Genomic DNA, 19622 nt, shown 5'->3' with positions numbered 1-19622 from the left:
GTCCCGCCCCGTCGTTCTGTGCCGCGCCGCCGCCGCCGCTGCCGCTGCCGCTGCCGCTGCCGCCGCCGTCCCGTGCCGCCGCGCCGCCGTCCCGCGTCGCCCCGCCGTCGCCCCGTCCTGCCCCGAAGCCTCCGTTCACGGCACGTCTCCCGCCCGTTCAGGCGAGAAAAGCGGCGCGAGGAGCTCCCCGTACCGCTCGAGACGTGGCGCGATGTCGTCCATGAGGAGGACGAGCCGGGCGGGGCCCGGGGCGGCGTCGGCGCACTGCTCGACCTCGTCCCAGGTGACGGGAGCCGAGGCGGCGGGAAGGGTCCTGGCCCGCAGGGTGTAGGGGGTGGCGGTGGTCTTGGCGGCGGCGTTCTGGCTGTGGTCGACGAAGACCTTGCCGGGCCGCAGCGCCCGGGCCATCCGGTGCACGACCAGCTCCGGCAGCGCGGCCTCGGCTTCGACGGCGAGCCGTCGCGCGTACGCGGAGACGTGCGCGGACGGGGCGGGTGCCACCGGCACGAGCAGGTGCAGCCCCTTGGAGCCGGAGGTCTTGGCGAAGGCCTCCAGACCGTCCGCCGCGAGCCGCTCGCGCAGGTGGAGCGCGACCCGGCAGCACTCCGTGACGGTCGCGGGCGCCCCGGGGTCGAGGTCGAACACGAGCCGGTCGGCGACGGCGGGGGAGGAGGCCCGCCACTGCGGCGTGTGGAACTCGACGACCAGGTTCGCCGCCCACATCAGCGACGCCAGGTCGTCGACCACCACCTGTCGGGCCCGGGGGTCCTCGGAGCGGGGCACGGGGGCGGTCGTCACCCAGGAGGGTGTGCCGGGCGGCGGATTCTTGGTGAAGAAGAGCTGCCCCTCCGGGCCGTCCGGATAGCGCAGGAAGGACACCGGCCGGTCGCGCAGATGCGGCAGGATCGCGGCCCCGACGGTCGCGTAGTAGTGGAGGACCTCGCCCTTGGTGGTGCCGGTGGCCGGGTGGAGCACCTTGTCGAGGTTGCTGAGCGCGAGCCGGCGCCCCTCCACCTCCGTGATGGGCGTCATACGATGAGAATCCCACGTTTCCGGACTCTTCGGCACGAAAGGTAAGAACCGTGCGATCCATCTGGAACGGTGCCATCTCCTTCGGGCTCGTCAGCATCCCGATCAAGCTGGTGAACGCCACCGAGAGCCGGTCCGTCTCCTTCCGGCAGATCCACACCGAGGACGGCGGCCGCGTCCGCTACAAGAAGGTGTGCGAGCTGGACGGCGAGGAGGTCGCCCAGGCCGAGATCGGCAAGGCGTACGAGGACGCCGACGGGACCATGATCCCGATCACCGACGAGGACCTGGCCGCGCTGCCGCTGCCCACGGCCAAGACGATCGAGATCGTCGCGTTCGTCCCGGCCGGGGAGATCGACCCGCTCCAGATGGACGCCGCCTACTACCTCTCGGCGAACGGCGTGCCCGCCGCGAAGCCGTACACCCTGCTCCGCGAGGCGCTCAAGCGCAGCGACAAGGTGGCGCTCGCGAAGTACGCCCTGCGGGGGCGGGAGCGGCTCGGCATGCTCCGGGTCGTCGACGACGTGATCGCCATGCACGGACTGCTCTGGCCGGACGAGATCCGCGCCCCGGAGGGCGTGGCCCCCGAGTCGCCGGTCACCGTGCGCGATGCCGAACTCGACCTGGCGGACGCGCTGATGGCCACCCTCGGCGAGGTCGACATCAGCACCCTCCACGACGACTACCGGACCGCGGTCGAGGAGATGATCGCGGCGAAGGCGGAGGGCGGCGAGGGCGTCGCGCCCCCGGCACCGGGGGAGGAGGGCGGCGGCGGTCAGGTCATCGACCTCATGGCGGCCCTGGAGAGCAGCGTCCGGGCGGCGCGGGAGGCGCGCGGCGAGGCGGCGGGCGAGGCCGGGGCGGAAGAGGTCGCCGAGGTCACCCCGCTCACGCCGCGCACGACCCGGGCCGGCGGCGCCACCCGGGCCGGCGGCACGAGTCGTACGCCCAAGGCCACGGACGCCAAGAAGTCCACCTCCCGGACGGCCGCCAAGAAGACGGCGGCTCCCGCCCGCAAGTCGACGTCGACGGCCGGGGCGACGGCGAAGGAGACGGCGTCGGCGAAGAAGAGCACGGCGAAGTCGACGACGGCGAAGTCGACGACGACGGCGAAGTCGACGACGGCCAAGAAGGCGACGGCCAAGAAGACGACGGCCAAGAAGGCCCCGGCGAAGACGACGGCCAAGAAGGCGACGCCCCGCAAGCGCTCGGCCTGACGGGCGGGCCCCCGGCCCGCCCGCCCCATCGAAGCCCCCCGGAACGCATCACTCCTCCGGGGGGCTTCGTGCTGCCCGAAGACGGGCACGAGGGCGGCTAACTCGCCGCATACCGAACAGAGTTATCTGTCCTTCGGACAACAGCTGGTCAAATCCTTGTTGCAGACCTGTCAAACGTGGAACTTCGCTGGCACGCTCTCACCCGCATCACCCTCCCCCACAACCCCCACGCTTTTCAGCGAAGGAGCCCGCGTGACCCGCCAGCAGTCCTCGCACCGCCGCACCACCGCCCGCGCCGCCGCCCTGATCGCCTCGGCCGCCATGGTCGTGGTCGGTGTCCAGACCGGATCCGCCAACGCCGACGCCCAGCTCGAGGCCGGCGCCACCTCCGTCGCGCTCTCCGGCAACCAGCGCGCCGCGGCCGTCCAGGAGGCCCAGGCCGGTGCCGCCGCCACCGGCAAGGCCATCGGCCTGTCCGGCAAGGAGGCGCTCGTCGTCCGCGACGTCGTCAAGGACGCGGACGGAACGGTCCACACGCGCTACGAGCGCACCTACGAGGGCCTGCCGGTCCTCGGCGGCGACCTGGTCGTCCACCAGAAGAAGTCGGGCGCCCGCTCCACCACCAAGGCGACCGAGGCCCGCATATCCGTGGCGAGCACGGCCGCCGCGGTCCCCGTCGCGGCCGCCAAGCAGGCCGCCCTCGCCTCCGGCGCCAACGCCTCGGAGGCCGCCTCCACCGCCCGCAAGGTGATCTGGGCCGCGAGCGGCAAGCCCGTCCTCGCCTGGGAGACGATCGTCACCGGCGTCCAGCCGGACGGCACCCCGAGCCGCCGCCAGGTCGTCACCGACGCCACCACGGGCAAGGAGCTCCACGCCTACGAGATGATCGAGACCGGCACCGGCAACACCATGTACGCCGGCCAGGTCAGCCTCGGCACCTCGGGCTCGTTCACCCTCACCGACGCCACGCGCGGCGGCCACAAGACGTACGACCTCAACGGCGGCACGTCCGGCACCGGCAGCCTCTTCACCAACTCCACCGACACCTGGGGCAACGGCCTCGCGTCCAGCCGCGAGACCGCCGCCGCCGACGCCCACTACGGCGCGGCCGTCACGTGGGACTTCTACAAGAACGAGCTCGGCCGCAGCGGCATCCGCGGCGACGGCGTCGCCGCCTACTCCCGCGTCCACTACGGCAGCGCCTACGTGAACGCCTTCTGGGACGACTCCTGCTTCTGCATGACCTACGGCGACGGCATCAACAACACCCACCCGCTCACGTCCCTCGACGTGGCCGGCCACGAGATGTCCCACGGTCTGACCTCCTCCACCGCCAACCTCCGCTACAGCGGCGAGTCCGGCGGCCTGAACGAGGCCACCTCCGACATCTTCGGCACCTCGGTCGAGTGGTACGCGGGCAACGCCACCGACGCCGGCGACTACCTCATCGGCGAGAAGATCGACATCAACGGCAACGGCACGCCGCTCCGTTACATGGACAAGCCCAGCAAGGACGGCAAGTCCGCCGACTACTGGTCGAAGTCGGTCGGCCGCCTCAACGTCCACTACTCCTCGGGCCCGGCCAACCACTTCTTCTACCTGCTCTCCGAGGGCAGCGGCGCCAAGACCATCAACGGCGTCGCCTACAACTCGCCGACCTACGACGGCTCCACCGTCACGGGCATCGGCCGCACCGCCGCGTACAAGATCTGGTATAAGGCGCTGTCCACCTACATGACCTCCACCACCGGCTACTCGGGCGCCCGCACGGCCACCCTGAACGCCGCGACGGACCTGTACGGCGCCGGCAGCACCCAGTACAACGCGGTCGCCGCGGCCTGGACCGCGATCAACGTCAAGTAACACCGCGTGAACACCAGGGGCGCCCGGCGGTTCCGACCGCCGGGCGCCCCCCGTTCCTCCGCCCCCGTTCCTCCGCCCCCGTTCCTCCGCCCCGTTCCTCCGACCGCGGGCCGAGGCCGGGGTCAGACGGTGTCGGTGACGACCGCCGTCCGGTCGAACCAGGCGTGCACCTCGGCGAGGACGTCCTCGACCTCCTTGCGCGACTCGCCGGTCACCAGGGCCGAGGCGATCTTGTCCGTGCTGAACTGCGCGCCCGCCATGACCGTTCCGGGCTTGGCGTAGCGCTGGTAGACCGCGACGTCCGGGACCGGGCAGTGCTCCGGGATCTCGACGAGCGTGCCGGGGCGCGGGGGGAAGAGCGTCACGCCGGCGATGCGCAGCGGGCGCGCCGGGATCTCGGGCGGGTTGTTGCCGCCGAGGGACCGGAAGTACACCTCGTGCGGCTTGACGCCGAAACCGAGTTCGAGCATGTCCTCGATCATGCCGCCGCCCATCCGGACCGCGATCTCGTTGAAGACGAGACCCGCGTCGCCCTGGCGGTCGCGGAAGATCTCCGCGTGGAAGACGCAGCTCCCCGGCGTGGGAAGGGCCTCCAGCGACGCGAGCGTCATCGCGCGCAGCTGCTCGGTGAGCGGGTCGTCGGGGTCCATCAGGGAGCTGCGCAGCGAGAGGCCGTTGACGATGTCCAGGCAGGTGGTGTCGCCCTGGCTGGACGGCCAGACCATCCGCACCTCGCCGTCGACGAGGACGCCGTCGATGTGGAAGAGCTCGTGGTCGAGGAAGGTCTCGGCGAGCAGGTGGGCGCCGTCGTCGGTGCCCAGTTCCGGATTGCGCTCGAACAGGCCGGTCAGGTCGTCCGGGCCGCGCAGCACCTCCACGTCCATCGAGCCGCCGCCGCGGCGGGGCTTGACCACGATCGGGTAGCCGTGTTCCGCGACGAAGTCGAGGACGTCCGTCGCGTAGGTGACGGCGGCGAAGGGAAGCAGCGGCACGCCGGCCTCCCGCAGCTTCACCTTCATGGCGAACTTGTCCCGGAACGCCATGACGTCCTCCGGCGCGTGGCCGGGTATGCCCAGGGAGGCGCGGATCCGCGCGGCGCGCATCAGGTCGAACTCCGCGAAGGCCAGCACGTCGTCGAAGTCCCACTTCTCGTGGAGTTCGAGGGCGAGCCGGTCGACGGCCGGGTCGAAGTGGAAGCTGTCGACGCACTCGACGTGGGCGTATCCGGCCAGCACGGCGGCGCGTTCTTCGGGGTCCTTGGGCACCGCGGATGCGGCGGTGACGAGGACGACTTCATGCTCCGGTCCCAGCCAGACGTCGTAGCGGCGCATGAGGAGGGAGGTTCGATTGAGAATGAGGTATCGCATCTTCGCTCCGTGAAGTGGTGGTGCGGCGACGCCGAGAGGCGTGATGCGACTTCCACGTGAAGAGGATCGGCGAGCGGCCGGCCGCTCCGGTGCAGCGCAGGACGTCGCCATCCGCGTCTTCGAGGACAGCGTCCGGGTGAGGTGCCCCTGGAACGTGGTCATGGCGCTGCCCTGTGCGTCACGCATCAAAGCACGGGCCCGAAGAGGCGGTCAAAGAACTTCGGGGCGCGTTCGGCGAGATACGAATCCATGGCCAGGGGCCGACGCAGCGTGCTCCAATCCAGGCACCGAACGGCCCGCCCACACGGCGGCGGGCGGTGAGCGCACAGCCGGGTCGAGGGGGAAGTGCGCTCACACCACGACTCGAGAAGGTCTCCCGTGACACACCGGAACTTGTGGCGGACGTTCGTCGAGGTCGCCGGAACCCACCCTGACCAGGAGGCGTTCGCCGGCCCCGACGGAGCGGTCGACTACCGGCGGCTGGCCGCCGCGGCCGCCGCGCTCGCGGACCGCCTGTCCGCGCGGGACGTCGGCACGGGCGACCTCGTCGCCGTCGAGATGCCGGTGGGGCCGCTCTTCGTCGTCGGCGTCCTCGCGGCGACCGCCGTCGGCGCCGCGTACGTCCCGCTCGACGTGACCGGCCCCGCCAAGCGGCGCGAGCAGATCCTCGCCGACGCCCGGCCCTCGGTCGTCCTCCGCGCCGGCGACGACGACGTACGCGCCGTCGCGCCCCTCCTCGAAGCACGGCCCGCCCCCGGCACGCCCGGCCCGGAGCGGCACGACCCCGCCACGGACGGCGACGACCCCGCCTACGTCATCTACACCTCCGGGTCGACCGGCACGCCCAAGGGCGTCGTCGTCCCGGCCCGCGGCGTCCACAACCTCCTCGCCGCGTTCCAGCGCCGGGCCCCGCTCGGCCCCGGCGCACGGCACAGCTGGTGGACGTCGCCCGGCTTCGACGTGTCCGTGTACGAGATGTGGAGCGCGCTCACCAGCGGCGGGACCGTGGTCCCGGTGCCCGACGCCTACCGCCGCGACATCGACGCCACCCTCGACCACCTGGCGGAGCAGCGCGTCGACTCCGCCTACCTGCCGCCCCAGTTCCTCACGGCGCTCCGCGACCGGACGGCCGGCGACCGGCCCGCCCCGCGGCTCCGGCGCCTGCTCACCGGCGTCGAGCCCATCCCCCTGGGACTCCTCGTCGACCTGCGGGAGAGCACCCCGGGCCTGGTCGTCGTGAACGGCTACGGGCCGACCGAGACCACGGTCTGCGCCACCCTCTACACGGTGCCCGGCCACTGCGCGGATCCGCAGCGGCGGACCCCCATCGGCGAACTCGTCGAGGGCAACCGCGGCTTCGTGCTCGACGACCGGCTCGCGCCGGTGGAGCAGGGGCAGCCCGGCGAGCTGTGCGTCGCCGGCGAGGGCGTCGCCCTCGGCTACCTCCACGACCCCGGCCGCACCGCGGAACGCTTCGTGCCCGCAGCCGACGGCGACGGACTCATGTACCGGACCGGCGACGTCGTCGTCGCCGACGCCACCGGCGAACTGACCTTCCTCGGCCGGCTCGACGACCAGCTCAAGATCGACGGCGTCCGCGTCGAACCCGCGGAGACGGAGGCCGCCCTCCGCCGGTGCGACGGGATCGCGGACGTCGCCGTGCTCGCCCGGCCGGCGAGCCCCGGCGGTCCGTCCGTCCTGACCGCCTTCGTGGTGCTCTCGGACGCCGCCGCCCCCGCCGGCGTCGAGCTGTGGACCGCGCTCAGGGAACGGCTCGCCGGGGAACTCCCCTCGCAGGCCGTGCCCCGGCGGTTCTTCGCGCTGGACCGCGTACCGATGACCAGCGACGGCAAGCTCGACCGCGCCGCCCTCCCGCGGACGGACGAGGCGCCGGCGCGGCAGGCCCTGAACCGGTACGAGCGGGCCGTCGAGGACGCCTGCCGCACGGTCCTCGCCCACGCCCCGGCGTCGGTCCTCGACCTCGGGTTCGCCGAGTCCGGCGGCGACTCCCTGCAGGCGACCCGCCTCGCGGCCGTCCTGCGGGCCGCCACCGGCCGGGCCGTCACCGCCGGCGACGTCCTCGCGGCACCCACCCTGGCCGCACTGGCGGCACGCGTACCCGCCCTGCCGGCCGTGGACGGCCCCGGCACCGGGGGAACCGGCGCGGAGTCGTCACCGCTGACCCCGGGCCAGGCGGGCATCTGGGCGGCGGAGCTCACCGGCGCCGCGCCCCACGGGACCTTCCACGAGTCCGTGGCCGTGGAGTTCACCGGCACGCTCTGCCCCGAGCGCACGGCCAAGGAACTGGCCGGAGTCCTCGACCGCCACGCCGTCTTCCGGGGCCGGGTCGACGAGGACGACGCCCGGTTCGTGACCGACGGCGGGCCGGTGTCCGTCCCGGTCAGGACCGTCGAGGCCGGGCAGAGCGTGGACGACGCCTGGGAGCGGCTGCTCGCCGAGTTCCAGCACCCGGCGTTCGACCTCGGCCGCGGCCCCCTCGTCCGGGCCGTGGTCCTGTCCGCCGCGGACACCGTCCGCGTCCTCGTCGTCTGGCACCACCTCGTCGTCGACGCGTGGAGCGCCCGGGTCGTCCTGGAGGAACTCGCCGCCGCGCTCAGCGGTGACGCGCCCGACCTCCCCGAGGACCACGCCCACGCCGACTACGCGCGCCGGCAGCGGCGCCACCTCGACTCCCCGGAGGGCAGGGCCGCCGTCCGCGCGGCGGCGGACCGGGCACGCGGCTGGCTGCCCGACCGCGCGGCGGCGGGCCCGGCACAGGACTCCTGCGCGGTCGAGGGCTTCACGGTCGGGGCGCGGGTCTGGTCCCGCGTACGCGACCGGGCGCGCCGCGACGGTACGACGGCGTTCGCCGTCGTGCTGGCCGCCCTCCTCGACCCGCTGTGCGAACTGGCGGACACGGACGGCAGGTTCGCGCTCGCCGTCGCCGACCGGGACGACGTGGACGCGGTCGACGCCGCCGGCTACTTCCTCACGACCGTGCCGTTCGGCCCGCACCCCGGCACGCCCGGCGACGACGGTCCGGCGCGGGCCCTGCGCCGGGCGCGGGAGGCCGTCGACGAGGCCCGCACCTGGTCGCGCGTGCCCTTCCCGCTGCTCATGGGCGAACTCGGCCTGCGCGACGCCGGATTCCTCGCGCCGCTCGTCATCGCCTGGGACCGCGATCCGGCCCCCGCGCTGTCCGTCCCCGGATGCGCGGCACGGTCGCTGCCCGTCACCCCGCTGGGCGTGCGCTGGCCCTGGACCGTCCTGTTCACCGACCACGACGCGTCCGGACTGTCCGGACGCGTCGAGTACCCGCCCCGGGTGCCCCGGGAGCGGATCGCCGCACTCTGCGCGCGGCTTGAGCCACTCCTCGACGCGTTCACCGAGAACGCCTGACACCCGCCCGGAGCGCGCCCCTCGGCGGCGCGCGCTCCGACCGACACCGAGACCTGTTCGTTCCCTGGGGGAAGAGTTGCCCGAAGTTCTCAGCGACGCCGGCACACCGACCGAGCGCGCGGAAGTCGCCTCCACGCTGCCCGCCTGGTTCGCCCACCAGGCGGCCCTGAGCGACCAGGCCATCGCGCTGACCGCCGGCGGCACGTCTCTCTCGTACGCGGAACTCCACCAGGTCGCCGGCGGCATCGCGGCCCGCCTGGCCGCCGCCGGCGTGCGCCGCGGCGACCTCGTGCCCGTGCTCGTGCCGCGCCGCCACATCGTGCCGGCGATCCTCGGCGTCCTCATGGCCGGCGCGGCCTACGTGCCGCTCGACCCGCGCCACCCCGACACGCGCGTCGCCGGCCTGATCGGACGCGTCGCCGCCCCCGTGCTCCTGACCACCGGCGCACTCGCCGACCGTGCGCGGCAGTGGCACGACGGCCCGGTCGTCCTCGCCGAGACCGCGCCCGACGCCACCTGCCCCCCGGTGGACGTCACGGTCGGCCCGGACGACCTCGCCTACGTGATGTTCACGTCGGGATCCACCGGAACCCCCAAGGGCGTCGAGATCACCCACCGCAACGTCACCCGGCTCATGGCCGTGACGGCGGGCCTCTACGAACTCGGCCCCGACGACGTGTGGACCATGCTGCACTCCTTCGCCTTCGACTTCTCGGTGTGGGAGATGTGGGGCGCGCTGCTGTTCGGCGGCCGCCTCGTCGTCGTCGACGACGACAAGGCCCGGGCCCCCGACGAGCTGCTCCGGCTCATCGACGACGAAGGCGTCACGGTCCTGAGCCAGACCCCCTCGGCACTGGCCGCCCTGATCAGCGCCGACGAGCAGCGGGAGGCCCGGCTCGACCGGCTGCGGCTCGTCGTCCTCGGCGGCGAGCGGCTCGACCCGGCCTCGCTCGGCGCCTGGTTCGCCCGCCGCGGCGACGAGCAGCCCCTCGTGGTGAACATGTACGGGATCACCGAGACCACCGTCCACGTCACCTACCGCCGCATCACCGCCGCGGACGCCGCCGCCGACGCCGGCAGCCCCATCGGCGTACCGCTGCCCGACCTGGACATCTCCCTGCGCGACGCCGACGGCGCGCCGACCCCGGCCGGCGAGGTCGGCGAGATCACGATCTCGGGACCGGGACTCGCCCGCGGCTACTTCCGCGACGCCGACACCACCGCACGCGCCTTCCGCACCGTCTCCTGGGGCCCCGGCGACGACCGCCCCACCTACTTCAGCGGCGACCTGGCACGGCAGGACGCCGACGGCGAACTCCGTTACGTGGGACGCCGGGACGAGCAGGTGAAGGTACGCGGCTACCGCATCGAACTCGGCGAGATCGGCGCGGCCGTCAAGGCGCACCCGGCCGTCGTCGACGCCTGTGTCCTGACCGACACCGGCGAATCGGTCGGCTCGACGCTCCTCGCGTGGGCGACCGTCAGGCCCGGCGGCCCCGACGCGGCGGAGCTGCGGACCTTCCTCGCCGGCCGGCTGCCCGCCCACATGGTCCCCGGTGAACTCCGCGTCCTGGACGCCCTGCCGCTCACCGCGAACGGCAAGGTCGACCGCCGGGCCCTGCTCGCCGGGGCCCGTACCGCGCCGGCGAGCGCGGACCCGGCCGCCCGGCAGCCGCGCGGCGACTCCCTCGAAGAAGCCGTGGCCGGCATCTGGGCCGAGGAGCTCGGAGTCGCCGACGTCGGCCCCGCGGACGACTTCTTCTCCCTCGGCGGGCACTCGCTGATGGTGATCAAGGTCGTCAACCGGACCCGCAGGGAACTCGGGGCGGACGTCCCCATGCGCGCCCTGTTCGAGGCACCCGTCCTGGCCGACTTCGTCGGACGGGTCCGCGCCGGAAGCACGACCCCGCCGGTGCCCACCGCGTCGTGAGAGCCGCCGCCGCAACGCCACACCGATCCACCTGGAGTCCTCACATGGAACGAACACCCCTGCACGCACGGCCCATCGCCGTCATCGGCATGGCGGCGCGCTTCGCGGGCGCCGACGACGTCGAGAGCTACTGGACCAACCTCGTCGGCGGCGTCGAGTCGGTCGCCCGCGTCGACGCGGCCGGCCCGGCCGACGGTGCGGAGCGGGACGGCGGGGCCCGGCGCGTGCACGCGGCGGCGAAGGTCGCCGACGTCGAGTGGTTCGACGCGGACTTCTTCCGTACGCCCCCGACCGAGGCCGTCGTCATGGACCCGCAGCAGCGGGTGCTCCTCGAAGTCGCGGCCGAGGCGCTGGAGGACGCCGGCTACGCCGGGCAGCGCGACGCGGTCGTCGGCGTGTTCGTCGGCTCGGGCGAGAACCACTACTTCCGCGAGTACGTCGCCCCGGCCGAGGAGCGCGCGGGCCGCGGCGGCGACGTGCGCATCACCCTGGCCAACGAGAAGGACTTCCTCGCCCCCCGGCTGGCCTTCAAACTCGGCCTGACCGGACCGTCGATCACCGTGCAGACCGGCTGCGCCACCGCGCTCAGCGCCGTCGCCCAGGCCTGCTCGGCGCTCGCGGCCGGCGACTGCGACATCGCGCTGGCCGGCGGCGTCAGCCTGCTCATGCCCGACGTCGACGGCTACGACCACACCGAGGGCGGCATCCTGTCCGCCGACGGCCGCTGCCGCGCCTTCGACGCCGACGCCTCGGGCACCGTCCCCGGCGCGGGCGCCGGCATCGTCGTGCTCCGGCGCGACGCCGACGCCCAGGACGCCCACGACCGGCGCAGGGCCGTGATCCGCGGCTGGGCCGTCAACAACGACGGCGGCTCGCGCGCCAGCTTCACCGTGCCGAACATCGCCGGCCAGGAGGCCGTCATCCGCGGCGCGCTCGCCCGCGCGGGCGTCACACCCGACGAGGTCGGCTACGTCGAGGCCCACGGCACCGGCACCGCCATCGGCGACCCCGTCGAGTTCGAGGCGCTCCGCCGCGTCTTCGCCACCCCCGGCAGGGCGGCCGAGAGCCTCACGCTGAGCTCGGTCAAGCCCAACATCGGGCACACCGACGCGGCGGCCGGCATCGCCGGCCTCATCAAGGCGACCCTCGCCGTCGAGCGGGCCACCGTGCCCGGAACACTGCACTTCAGCCGCCCGAACCCCGAGATCCCGCTCGCCTCCTCGCCCTTCGTCATCACCGCCGAGACGCGGTCGTGGGACGCCGAAGGACCGCGCATCGCGGGCGTCAGCTCGTTCGGCCTCGGCGGATCGAACGCACACGTCGTCGTGGAGGCCGCGCCCACCGCGCCCGCCGCGCCGGCCGCGCGCCCGCGCCAGGTCATCGCCCTGTCGGCCCGTACCGACGACGAGTTGACGCGCATGCGGGAGCGGCTCGCCGAGCGGCTCGCGGCGACGGCCCCGGGCGAGCGGCCCGAACTGGCCGACATCGCCTACACGCTGGGCGTGGGCCGGGCCCGCTTCACGCGCCGCTGGGCCGCCGTCGCCGCCGACGCGGACGAGGCCCTCGCGCAGCTGAAGGCGGCCGCCGAGACCGGCCGCCCCACCACCCGCTGGTCGCTGGCGGTCCACGGCACCCCCGCCGAACTGGCCGCGCTCGGCGAGCGACTGCTCGCCACCGAGCCGCTGTTCGGCGCCGAGGTCGGCGCGCTCACCGAGGGCCTCGCCGACGCGACCCCGCTCGCGGACCTCGCCCCGCATCGGGCCGGCGCGCTCACCGCGCTGGGCATCGCCCGGATCCTGCGCCGGCTCGGTCTGACGTTCTCCCGCGTGGACGCCCCGGACTGGGCGCGCCCGGCCGCCGACTGGCTGGCCGGGGGCGCCGACCCCGCCGCGCTGGAGACGGCGCTCGCCGCCTGCACCGGCGACGGCGCCGACGCCGGGTCGGTGCGCGAGCGGGTGGGCCAGGTTCTGGTCGGCCCGTCGTTCGACCTGGTCGAGGCGGTGGCCGCCGCGTGGCGGGCCGGAGTGGCGGTCGACTGGGCCGCCTACTACGGCGACGAGCCGCGCGGCCGGGTGCCGCTGCCGACCTACCCCTTCACCCGCAGCCGGTTCTGGCTCGACCGGCCGGAGCCCCGGCCCGAGCCCGAACTCGTCCGGCCGGAGACGCCGGACGACGCCGCGGTGAACGTCGCCGAGTTCGTCGAGCAGGTCTGGCGCGAGGTCCTCGGCATCCAGCACATCGCGCCCGACGCGCATTTCGTGAACGACCTCGGGGGCGACTCGCTGTACGCGGTGGAGATCGGCGCTCGCCTGAACGCCGGATTCGGCATCGACCTCCCGGTCGACCTGCCGTTCATCGCCCCCACGATCGCCGCCACCACGACCTCTGTCGAGGAGGCCCTGGCCATGGAGAAGAACGCATGAGCACTGTCAACGACACCACCGTCCTCGTCCGCCGCATGGACGTCACCGCCCGCCGGACGGACCAGGTCATGGAGCTGAGCGACCGCGCCGAGGGCGGGGTCCTGCTGGAGACCGTCATCGGCCGGTACGTGCTCGACCGCGACGCGCGCGTGGTCTGGCTGCTCGTCGACGGACGCCGCACCCTCGCCGAGATCGCCGACGGCGTCGCCGGACAGCTCGACCTGCCGGTCGGGGAGATCCGCCAGGCCGTCCACGAGGTGAGCGAGCGCCTGCTCGACCTCGGCCTCGTCGAGCTCGTGTCCGACGCCGACGCCGAGGCCTTCGCCCAGCTGACGGTCTCCGGATGAGCCGCGCCCCCCTCACCCGGGTCGGCCTCCAGTACGCCGGGTACTCCTTCCCGGGAGTCATGGACAACAAGATCTTCCAGAAGGTCGTCGACATCGCGCACGCCGCCGAGGCGTCCGGGTTCGACAGCCTCTGGACGATGGACCACGTCCACCAGATCGCGTCCGTCGGCGAGGCCGACGAACCGATCCTGGAGGCGTACACGACGCTCGCCGCGCTGGCCGCCGTGACCACGTCCGCCCGTCTCGGCGTGCTCGTGTCGTGCAACAGCTTCCGCAACCCGGCGCTGCTGGCGAAGATGGTCACCACCATCGACATCATCAGCTCGGGGCGCGCGGTCCTCGGCATCGGTGCCGGCTGGCACCAGGACGAGACCCACGCGTACGGCATGGAGTTCCGGACGCCCCGGGAGCGCCTCGCGGCGCTCGACGAGGCGGTGCAGATCTGCCGCGCGATGTTCACCGAGCACGCGCCGCGGTTCTCCGGGCAGCACCACAGCGTGGACGAGCCCCTCAACGTGCCGGCGCCGGTCAGCCCCGGCGGCCCGCCGATCCTCATCGGCGGCGGTGGCGAGAAGGTGCTCATCCCGCTGGTGGCGCGGCACGGGGACGCCTGCAACTTCTTCGGCGGACCCGCCACCGTGCGCCACAAGATCGAGGTGCTGGAGCGGGCCTGCGAGGCCGTCGGCCGCGACAGCGCCGAGATCAGCCGGACGTGGCTGGGCACGGCGATCGTCACCGACTCCGAGTCCGAGCTCCAGGAGTCGCTGGAACGGATGGGCACGCTCCTGGGCGTGGCGCCGAGCGCGGCCCGCGGCCTCGCGCTGTGCGGCACCCGGGCCCAGGTGCAGGAGCGGATCGAGGAGTACCGCGCGGCCGGCGTCGAGGGGATGATCGTCACGGTCCTCGACCCGAGCGACCTCGACCACCTGCACCGGGTCGGCACGACGCTGCGCGAGGTGCTCGATGACTGAGCCCTCCGCGGAATCCGGGGCCGTCCTGGACCTGGACGGCCCCGCGGGCGAGGTCATCGCGGCGGTCTGGGCCGACGCCCTCGGCCTGGACGAGGTCGACCCCGACACGGGCTTCTTCGACCTGGGTGCCTCGTCGGGCACGGTGGTGCAGGTCGTCCACGTCCTGCGCGGCCGCTGGCCGGACCTCAAGCTCGTCCAGGTCTTCTCCCACCCGACCGTCGCGCAGCTCACGGAGCTCCTCGACGATGCGTGAGCGGACCCGGGCCGCCGGGGCCTCAGCCGAGGGCGTCCCGGACGCAACCGGCGAGGGCCGGCCACGCGGCGCCGCCGAAGAGGTGGTCGGCTCCGGCCACCTCGCGCAGCTCGGCCGCGCCGGTGGTCTCGGCACGCCAGCCGTCGACCGCGGCCCGGTCGAGGTGCTCGTCGGCCGCGCCGTACACGACGGTCAGCCTGGCGGCGAGCGGCGCGGTCGCCGCGTGGCCGTAGTCCGACACCAGCCGCATGTCCGCGGAGAGGATCGGCAGCAGCAGCTCCAGGAGTTCGGGTTCGCTCCGCAGGTCCTCGGGCACGAAGCGCGCCAGGTCGTCGTCCGACGTGACGGCGGCCGCCTCCGCGAAGGCGCGCGGCGGCAGCTGCGAGGCGACGAGCAGGTGCGCCACCTCGGGGGCGCCGTCGGCGCGGCCCAGCGCGTGGGCGAGTTCGAACGCGAGCAGGGCTCCCGAGCAGTGGCCGAAGAGGGCCACGCGCGGGACGCCCAGCGCGGTCACCTCGCGGACGAGCTCGGCGACCGTGTCCGCGAGGACGGTGCCCGGCGGTTCGGTCTGGCGGCTCTCACGGCCGGCGAGCCGGACGCCGTACACGTCGGCCGCGTCACCGACGACCGGGCCCCACGCACGGAACGGAGTCGCCCCGGCGCCGGCCCACGGAATGCAGACGAGGGCGGTTTCATTCCGTATTTCCGAACTCCACGGAACCAGCGTCCGAGAATGGTGCGAAGTATTCATGGAAATGGATCATAGCCCATGCCCGGATTCAGTCGTACAGCATTCAGTCGTATTGCGGAGAAGTAATCGGGGATTTTTGCGGAATTTCCCCGGTCGGTCCCTGTGAAACGCACCAGTAGTCTCTGCTATTCGGAAGGTATCCTCATGTTCAACCCCACAGTCCAGGTCATCGCCGCACAGCCGAAGGTCCTCACGCCCCCGGACATTTCCTTCGAGGCCATCCTCAAGCACTTTCCCGGACTGGCCGAGGCCGAGGCCGTCTGCATGACGGGCTCCATCGCGGCCGGGTGGGGCAATGCCTTCAGCGACATCGACCTCTACGCCTTCTCCGACAAGGAACTCGATCTCCCGATCGACGAGACCATGGAGACCTGGCCCGGCGCCGATTCGAGCGGCGTGCGCTGGCACAACTGGATGGGCGTCTACGACAACGCCCGCGTCGACCTGAAGGTGTGGCCGACCTCCACCCTCACCACCGCCCTCGAGCCCTACCTCGCCACCGAGGTCGAGTTCTGCAGCATGGGCGATTTCCTCCAGGACTTCGTCTACCGGCTCGACGTCGCCATGCCCCTGAAGAACGAGGAGTTCTTCGGGCGCATGAAGGAGCTCATCGCCGGCTCCTCCTACCCGCGCGCCCGGGCCCGCCGCCTCAAGGCCGACGTGGAGAACCGCCTCACGGACGTCGCGGGCCAGCTCGACGCCGGCGACGACAGGACGGCCCGTGTGTCCGCCGCCCTGGCCGCCGCCACCATCGCGGACGCCGCGCTGGTGCTCTCCGGCGAGCTCTGCCGGCGCGAGAAGTGGCTGGTGCGCCGCCTGGAGAAGACCCCGCAGTGCGGGATCACGGTCGAGGACTACGTCACGACGATCCTGGACGGCGCCCGCCCCGGGGAGTCCGACGCGGCGACCGCCCGCCGCATGGCCCGCTGGACCCAGGCCCACCTCGTCCGCCTCGAGGACGCCTTCCTGTCGGCCTCCTGAACGGACCCGACCCGCGGTGCCGTGCCCGTCGCGGCGGCCGTCCGGCACGGCCCCGCGACGGGCACGGCACCCACCGCGAACTTCCTTGCGCACCCCCCCGTACCCGAAGCCAGGAGAGACACAGTGAACGCTCCGCACGCCCTGCGGCAGGTCAGCGAGGGCACCACGCCATGAGCCGGATGACCAAGCTCCGCACCACGCTGCGCGGTCCCGAGGAACCGCGTCAGCGGCTGCTGGCCGTGGCGACCGTCGTCAACACGATCGGCATGGGCATCTTCCTGTCCGCAGGAACGATCTTCCTCATCCGGTCCGCCGGGTTCACCCCCACCGAGGCGGGCATCGGCCTGACCGTCGGTTCGCTGTGCGGCTTCGGCGCCGGCGTCGTCATCGGCGACTGGGCCGACCGGCGGGGCTCGCGCGAGGTCGTCATCGGCTCCATGCTCCTCGAGGCCGCCGCGAGCATCTCCCTCCTGTTCGTGAACAGCCTGTGGTCCCTCATCGTCGTGGCCGCCGCGGCGGCCGTCGGCCGGGCCGGCACCGTCAGCGCACGCGGCGCCATGATCGGCGTACTGGCCGGGGACAAGGGCGCGCAGTACCGCACCTACCTGCGCGCGGTGACCAACGTCGGCCTGGCCATCGGCACCATCGGGGCGGCGGTCGTCCTGGCCTTCGACACCCGGCCGGCCTACGTGTCCGTCATCGTCACCGACACGGTCACCTTCCTGCTCGCCGCGGCGATCCTCACGCGCCTCCCGCACATCCCCCCGACCCGCGCCGAGAAGAAGGAGGAGGGGGACGGGGCCGAGCCGGCCGCGAAGGAGCGCCGCTGGGTGGCCCTGCGCGACCTCCCCTACCTCGCGCTGACCGCCACCTCGTCGATCACGAGCCTGCAGTACTTCGTGCTCGTCCCCGCGCTGCCCGTGTGGATCGTCATGCACACCGAGGCGCCGCGCTGGATGGCGGCCATCGTCCTCTTCTTCGAGTCGATCCTGGTCGCAGCCACCCAGGTGCCCGCGACCCGCTCCATCACCGGACCGCGGTCCGCGGCCCGGCTGCTCGCGCTGTCCGGCCCCGTGTTCCTGGTCTCCTGGGTCCTGATCGCCCTGGCGTCGGGCCCGTCCGCGGGGGTCGCGCTCACCCTGCTCATCGTCGGCGTCGTCCTGCACGCCCTGGCCGAGGTCTGGCAGGCGGCCGGGACCTTCGAGCTCTCCTTCGCCCTGGCCAAGCCCGAGGCCCAGGGCCAGTACCAGGGAGTGATGGGCCTCGGCCACGGCCTGGCCGAGGCCGTGGCGCCGATCGTCGTCATCTCGATGTGCATCAACTGGGGCAAGCCCGGCTGGATCGTCCTCGCGCTGGTCGTGATGGCGGGCGGCTTCGTCTGCGCCTTCATCGAGCGGGTCTGGTCGCGCTCGCAGCCGGTCGCCGAGGCGGCGCCCAGCGCCGCGTGAACCCGGCACGGGCCGGGGGCGGCGCCCGCGAACGCCGCCCCCGGCCCGCCACCGCGCCGCATCCCACCCGAACATGCTGAAAGTTGTACGTATGGAGAGGCTGCACTACCTCCGCCGCGGGACGGGCGCGCCCCTGCTGCTCATCCAGGGCACCGCCGCGCACTCCCTGCACTGGGGCGAGCGACTGCTCTCGCTCCTCGCGGAGTCGTTCGACGTGGTGGCGTACGACCACCGCGGCACCGGCCGTTCGGCACCCGTCGACCGGGCCTTCGGGGTGGCGGACCTCGCCGACGACGCGGCCGCCCTGCTCGACGAGCTGGGCTGGTCGCGCGCGTACGTCCTGGGGGTCTCGATGGGCGGTCTCGTCGCCCAGGAGCTGGCGCTGCGCCACCCGGACCGGGTCGCCGGCCTGCTGCTCGGCTGCACCCACACCGGGGGCACCGGCGCGCCGCCCGAGGTCCTGGACGTCCTCGCCGCGGCCGTCGTCCGCGGCGACCCGCTCGCGACGGTGCGCAACGTGTTCCGCGTCGGGGTGAAGGACCCGGACGGGGTACGGGCCGGGGCCTGGGACGAGTACCGCGAGGCCGTCCTGACGCTGCCGGTGCCGCCCCAGGTGACGGCCGGCCAGATCGCCGCGGTGACCCGGCACAGCACGGCGGACCGGCTGCACGCCATCGGCGTGCCGACGCACGTCGTCCACGGCGACGCCGACCGGCTCGTCCCGGCGGACGCGGGCGAGCGGATCGCCGCGGCGATCCCGGGCGCCCGGTTCACCCTGGTTCCGGCCGGTCACTTCTTCTGGCTGGAGCAGCCGGAGACCACGGCGGCGTGGATCGCCGGCGCCTGTGCGCCGCGGAGCGGCACGGACCTTTCAGCGGCGGAGTCGTAGAGGAGAGTGGGATCGGACATGACGAACTTCGAGATCGAGCGCAAATTCATGGTCGCCGAAGACTGGCGCGTCCCGGACGGCGCCTCGGCGGGCGACCTCCGGCAGGCGTACCTCAGTGCGCCGGGCGCCGGCAGCGAGATCCGGGTCCGGGCCAAGGGCGCGGCCCGGGTGATGACCGTGAAGGCCGCTGACCAGGGCGGGGACCCGATGGTGCGCCGGGAGGTAGAGTTCCCGATCGCCGAGGAGGTCTTCGAGCAGCTCTGGGCGCTCGCGGGGGAGGACCGGCTGAGCAAGTGCCGCTGGACGGTCCCGATCGACGGCGCGACCGCGGTGGTCGACGTGTACGAAGGGGAGTTGGCGGGTCTGCGGGTCGTGGAGGTCGAGTTCGACAGCGTCGAGGCCGCCCGCGCGTTCCGCCCGCCGGAGTGGTTCGGCGAGGAACTGACCGGTGACCCGGCGTGGAGTAATCGCGAACTGGCCGCCCGGGCCTTTCCCGGGGGGCGAATGCCCCGCCCCTGACCCATATGTGACGCATTGCCGACGCGTCAACCCCGGATAGGCGCTCGGCGTCCTCTTGACCGTGCACTCCTTGCCTTCGATTATCACTCGCGCCTGGTGGTAATCGAAGGCATTGTGCTCGTTGAGGCCATTTGCGCAGGGGGTGGGGTGCTTGGGAGTTCACCGGTTCGGTCGGGGGCGTGCACAGGGTTATGTGCGATCATGGTGCCCGCCAAGCGACCGCTTACTTCCTGTG

15 protein-coding genes are annotated in these 19622 nt (G+C 73.3%); 12 read left to right on the top strand and 3 right to left on the bottom strand.

Features of this window, described 5'->3' with window-relative positions; genetic code table 11:
* Positions 1 to 135 precede the first annotated feature (135 nt).
* Positions 136 to 1032 carry a non-homologous end-joining DNA ligase gene (gene ligD / locus MRBLMG1_RS08020; protein ID WP_367822160.1) on the bottom strand — a complete coding sequence of 299 codons (897 nt, stop codon included), beginning with the start codon at positions 1030 to 1032 and terminating at the stop codon, positions 136 to 138.
* A 50-nt stretch (positions 1033 to 1082) separates the two neighbouring features.
* On the opposite strand from ligD, the gene MRBLMG1_RS08015 reads away from it, so the two are divergent.
* Together MRBLMG1_RS08015 and MRBLMG1_RS08010 are read left to right on the top strand one after the other, a co-directional pair.
* Entirely contained in the window at positions 1083 to 2246 is a 1164-nt protein-coding gene (locus tag MRBLMG1_RS08015) for a Ku protein (RefSeq protein ID WP_367822158.1), read from the top strand.
* A gap of 252 nt (positions 2247 to 2498) precedes the next feature.
* Positions 2499 to 4109, top strand: coding sequence for a M4 family metallopeptidase (locus MRBLMG1_RS08010; RefSeq protein WP_414721509.1), 1611 nt, complete (start codon positions 2499 to 2501; stop codon positions 4107 to 4109).
* Between the two features lie 122 nt (positions 4110 to 4231).
* Here MRBLMG1_RS08010 and MRBLMG1_RS08005 read toward each other — a convergent pair whose 3' ends face one another.
* Positions 4232 to 5476, bottom strand: coding sequence for a hypothetical protein (locus MRBLMG1_RS08005; protein WP_367822156.1), 1245 nt, complete (start codon positions 5474 to 5476; stop codon positions 4232 to 4234).
* A 378-nt stretch (positions 5477 to 5854) separates the two neighbouring features.
* On the opposite strand from MRBLMG1_RS08005, the gene MRBLMG1_RS08000 reads away from it, so the two are divergent.
* The 6 genes from MRBLMG1_RS08000 to MRBLMG1_RS07975 all read left to right on the top strand — a co-directional run bounded on the left by MRBLMG1_RS08000 (position 5855) and on the right by MRBLMG1_RS07975 (position 14799).
* On the top strand, positions 5855 to 8875 hold the full coding sequence (locus tag MRBLMG1_RS08000; protein WP_367822154.1) for an amino acid adenylation domain-containing protein: 3021 nt from the start codon (positions 5855 to 5857) through the stop codon (positions 8873 to 8875).
* Positions 8876 to 8951: 76 nt separating this feature from the next.
* Complete coding sequence (locus MRBLMG1_RS07995) at positions 8952 to 10805, top strand: non-ribosomal peptide synthetase (RefSeq protein ID WP_367822152.1); 1854 nt, start codon at positions 8952 to 8954, stop codon at positions 10803 to 10805.
* A 44-nt stretch (positions 10806 to 10849) separates the two neighbouring features.
* Complete coding sequence (locus MRBLMG1_RS07990; RefSeq protein WP_367822150.1) at positions 10850 to 13228, top strand: beta-ketoacyl synthase N-terminal-like domain-containing protein; 2379 nt, start codon at positions 10850 to 10852, stop codon at positions 13226 to 13228.
* Complete coding sequence (locus MRBLMG1_RS07985; protein ID WP_367822148.1) at positions 13225 to 13575, top strand: PqqD family protein; 351 nt, start codon at positions 13225 to 13227, stop codon at positions 13573 to 13575. Before MRBLMG1_RS07990 ends, MRBLMG1_RS07985 begins: the two co-directional genes overlap by 4 nt.
* Positions 13572 to 14546, top strand: a complete 975-nt coding sequence (locus MRBLMG1_RS07980) for a TIGR03560 family F420-dependent LLM class oxidoreductase (protein ID WP_367822146.1) — start codon at positions 13572 to 13574, stop codon at positions 14544 to 14546. Before MRBLMG1_RS07985 ends, MRBLMG1_RS07980 begins: the two co-directional genes overlap by 4 nt.
* Complete coding sequence (locus MRBLMG1_RS07975; RefSeq protein ID WP_367822144.1) at positions 14539 to 14799, top strand: acyl carrier protein; 261 nt, start codon at positions 14539 to 14541, stop codon at positions 14797 to 14799. Before MRBLMG1_RS07980 ends, MRBLMG1_RS07975 begins: the two co-directional genes overlap by 8 nt.
* Before the next feature lie 22 nt (positions 14800 to 14821).
* Here the strand turns inward: MRBLMG1_RS07975 and MRBLMG1_RS07970 are convergent, their stop codons facing one another.
* Complete coding sequence (locus MRBLMG1_RS07970; RefSeq protein WP_367822142.1) at positions 14822 to 15550, bottom strand: thioesterase II family protein; 729 nt, start codon at positions 15548 to 15550, stop codon at positions 14822 to 14824.
* Between the two features lie 144 nt (positions 15551 to 15694).
* Between MRBLMG1_RS07970 and MRBLMG1_RS07965 the strand changes: the two genes are divergently transcribed.
* The 4 genes from MRBLMG1_RS07965 to MRBLMG1_RS07950 all read left to right on the top strand — a co-directional run bounded on the left by MRBLMG1_RS07965 (position 15695) and on the right by MRBLMG1_RS07950 (position 19387).
* Positions 15695 to 16531 carry a hypothetical protein gene (locus MRBLMG1_RS07965; protein WP_367822141.1) on the top strand — a complete coding sequence of 279 codons (837 nt, stop codon included), beginning with the start codon at positions 15695 to 15697 and terminating at the stop codon, positions 16529 to 16531.
* Positions 16532 to 16701: 170 nt separating this feature from the next.
* A complete protein-coding gene (locus tag MRBLMG1_RS07960; RefSeq protein WP_367822139.1) occupies positions 16702 to 17979 on the top strand; it encodes an MFS transporter in 1278 nt (425 codons plus the stop codon).
* Positions 17980 to 18070: 91 nt separating this feature from the next.
* Positions 18071 to 18868, top strand: coding sequence for an alpha/beta fold hydrolase (locus MRBLMG1_RS07955; RefSeq protein WP_367822137.1), 798 nt, complete (start codon positions 18071 to 18073; stop codon positions 18866 to 18868).
* A gap of 18 nt (positions 18869 to 18886) precedes the next feature.
* A complete protein-coding gene (locus MRBLMG1_RS07950) occupies positions 18887 to 19387 on the top strand; it encodes a CYTH domain-containing protein (protein ID WP_367822135.1) in 501 nt (166 codons plus the stop codon).
* Positions 19388 to 19622: the final 235 nt, after the last annotated feature.

It is taken from the genome of Streptomyces sp. LMG1-1-1.1 (genome assembly GCF_040815545.1).
Taxonomy (GTDB): Bacteria; Actinomycetota; Actinomycetes; order Streptomycetales; family Streptomycetaceae; genus Streptomyces.
This window is presented reverse-complemented; position numbering and strand designations above follow the sequence as displayed.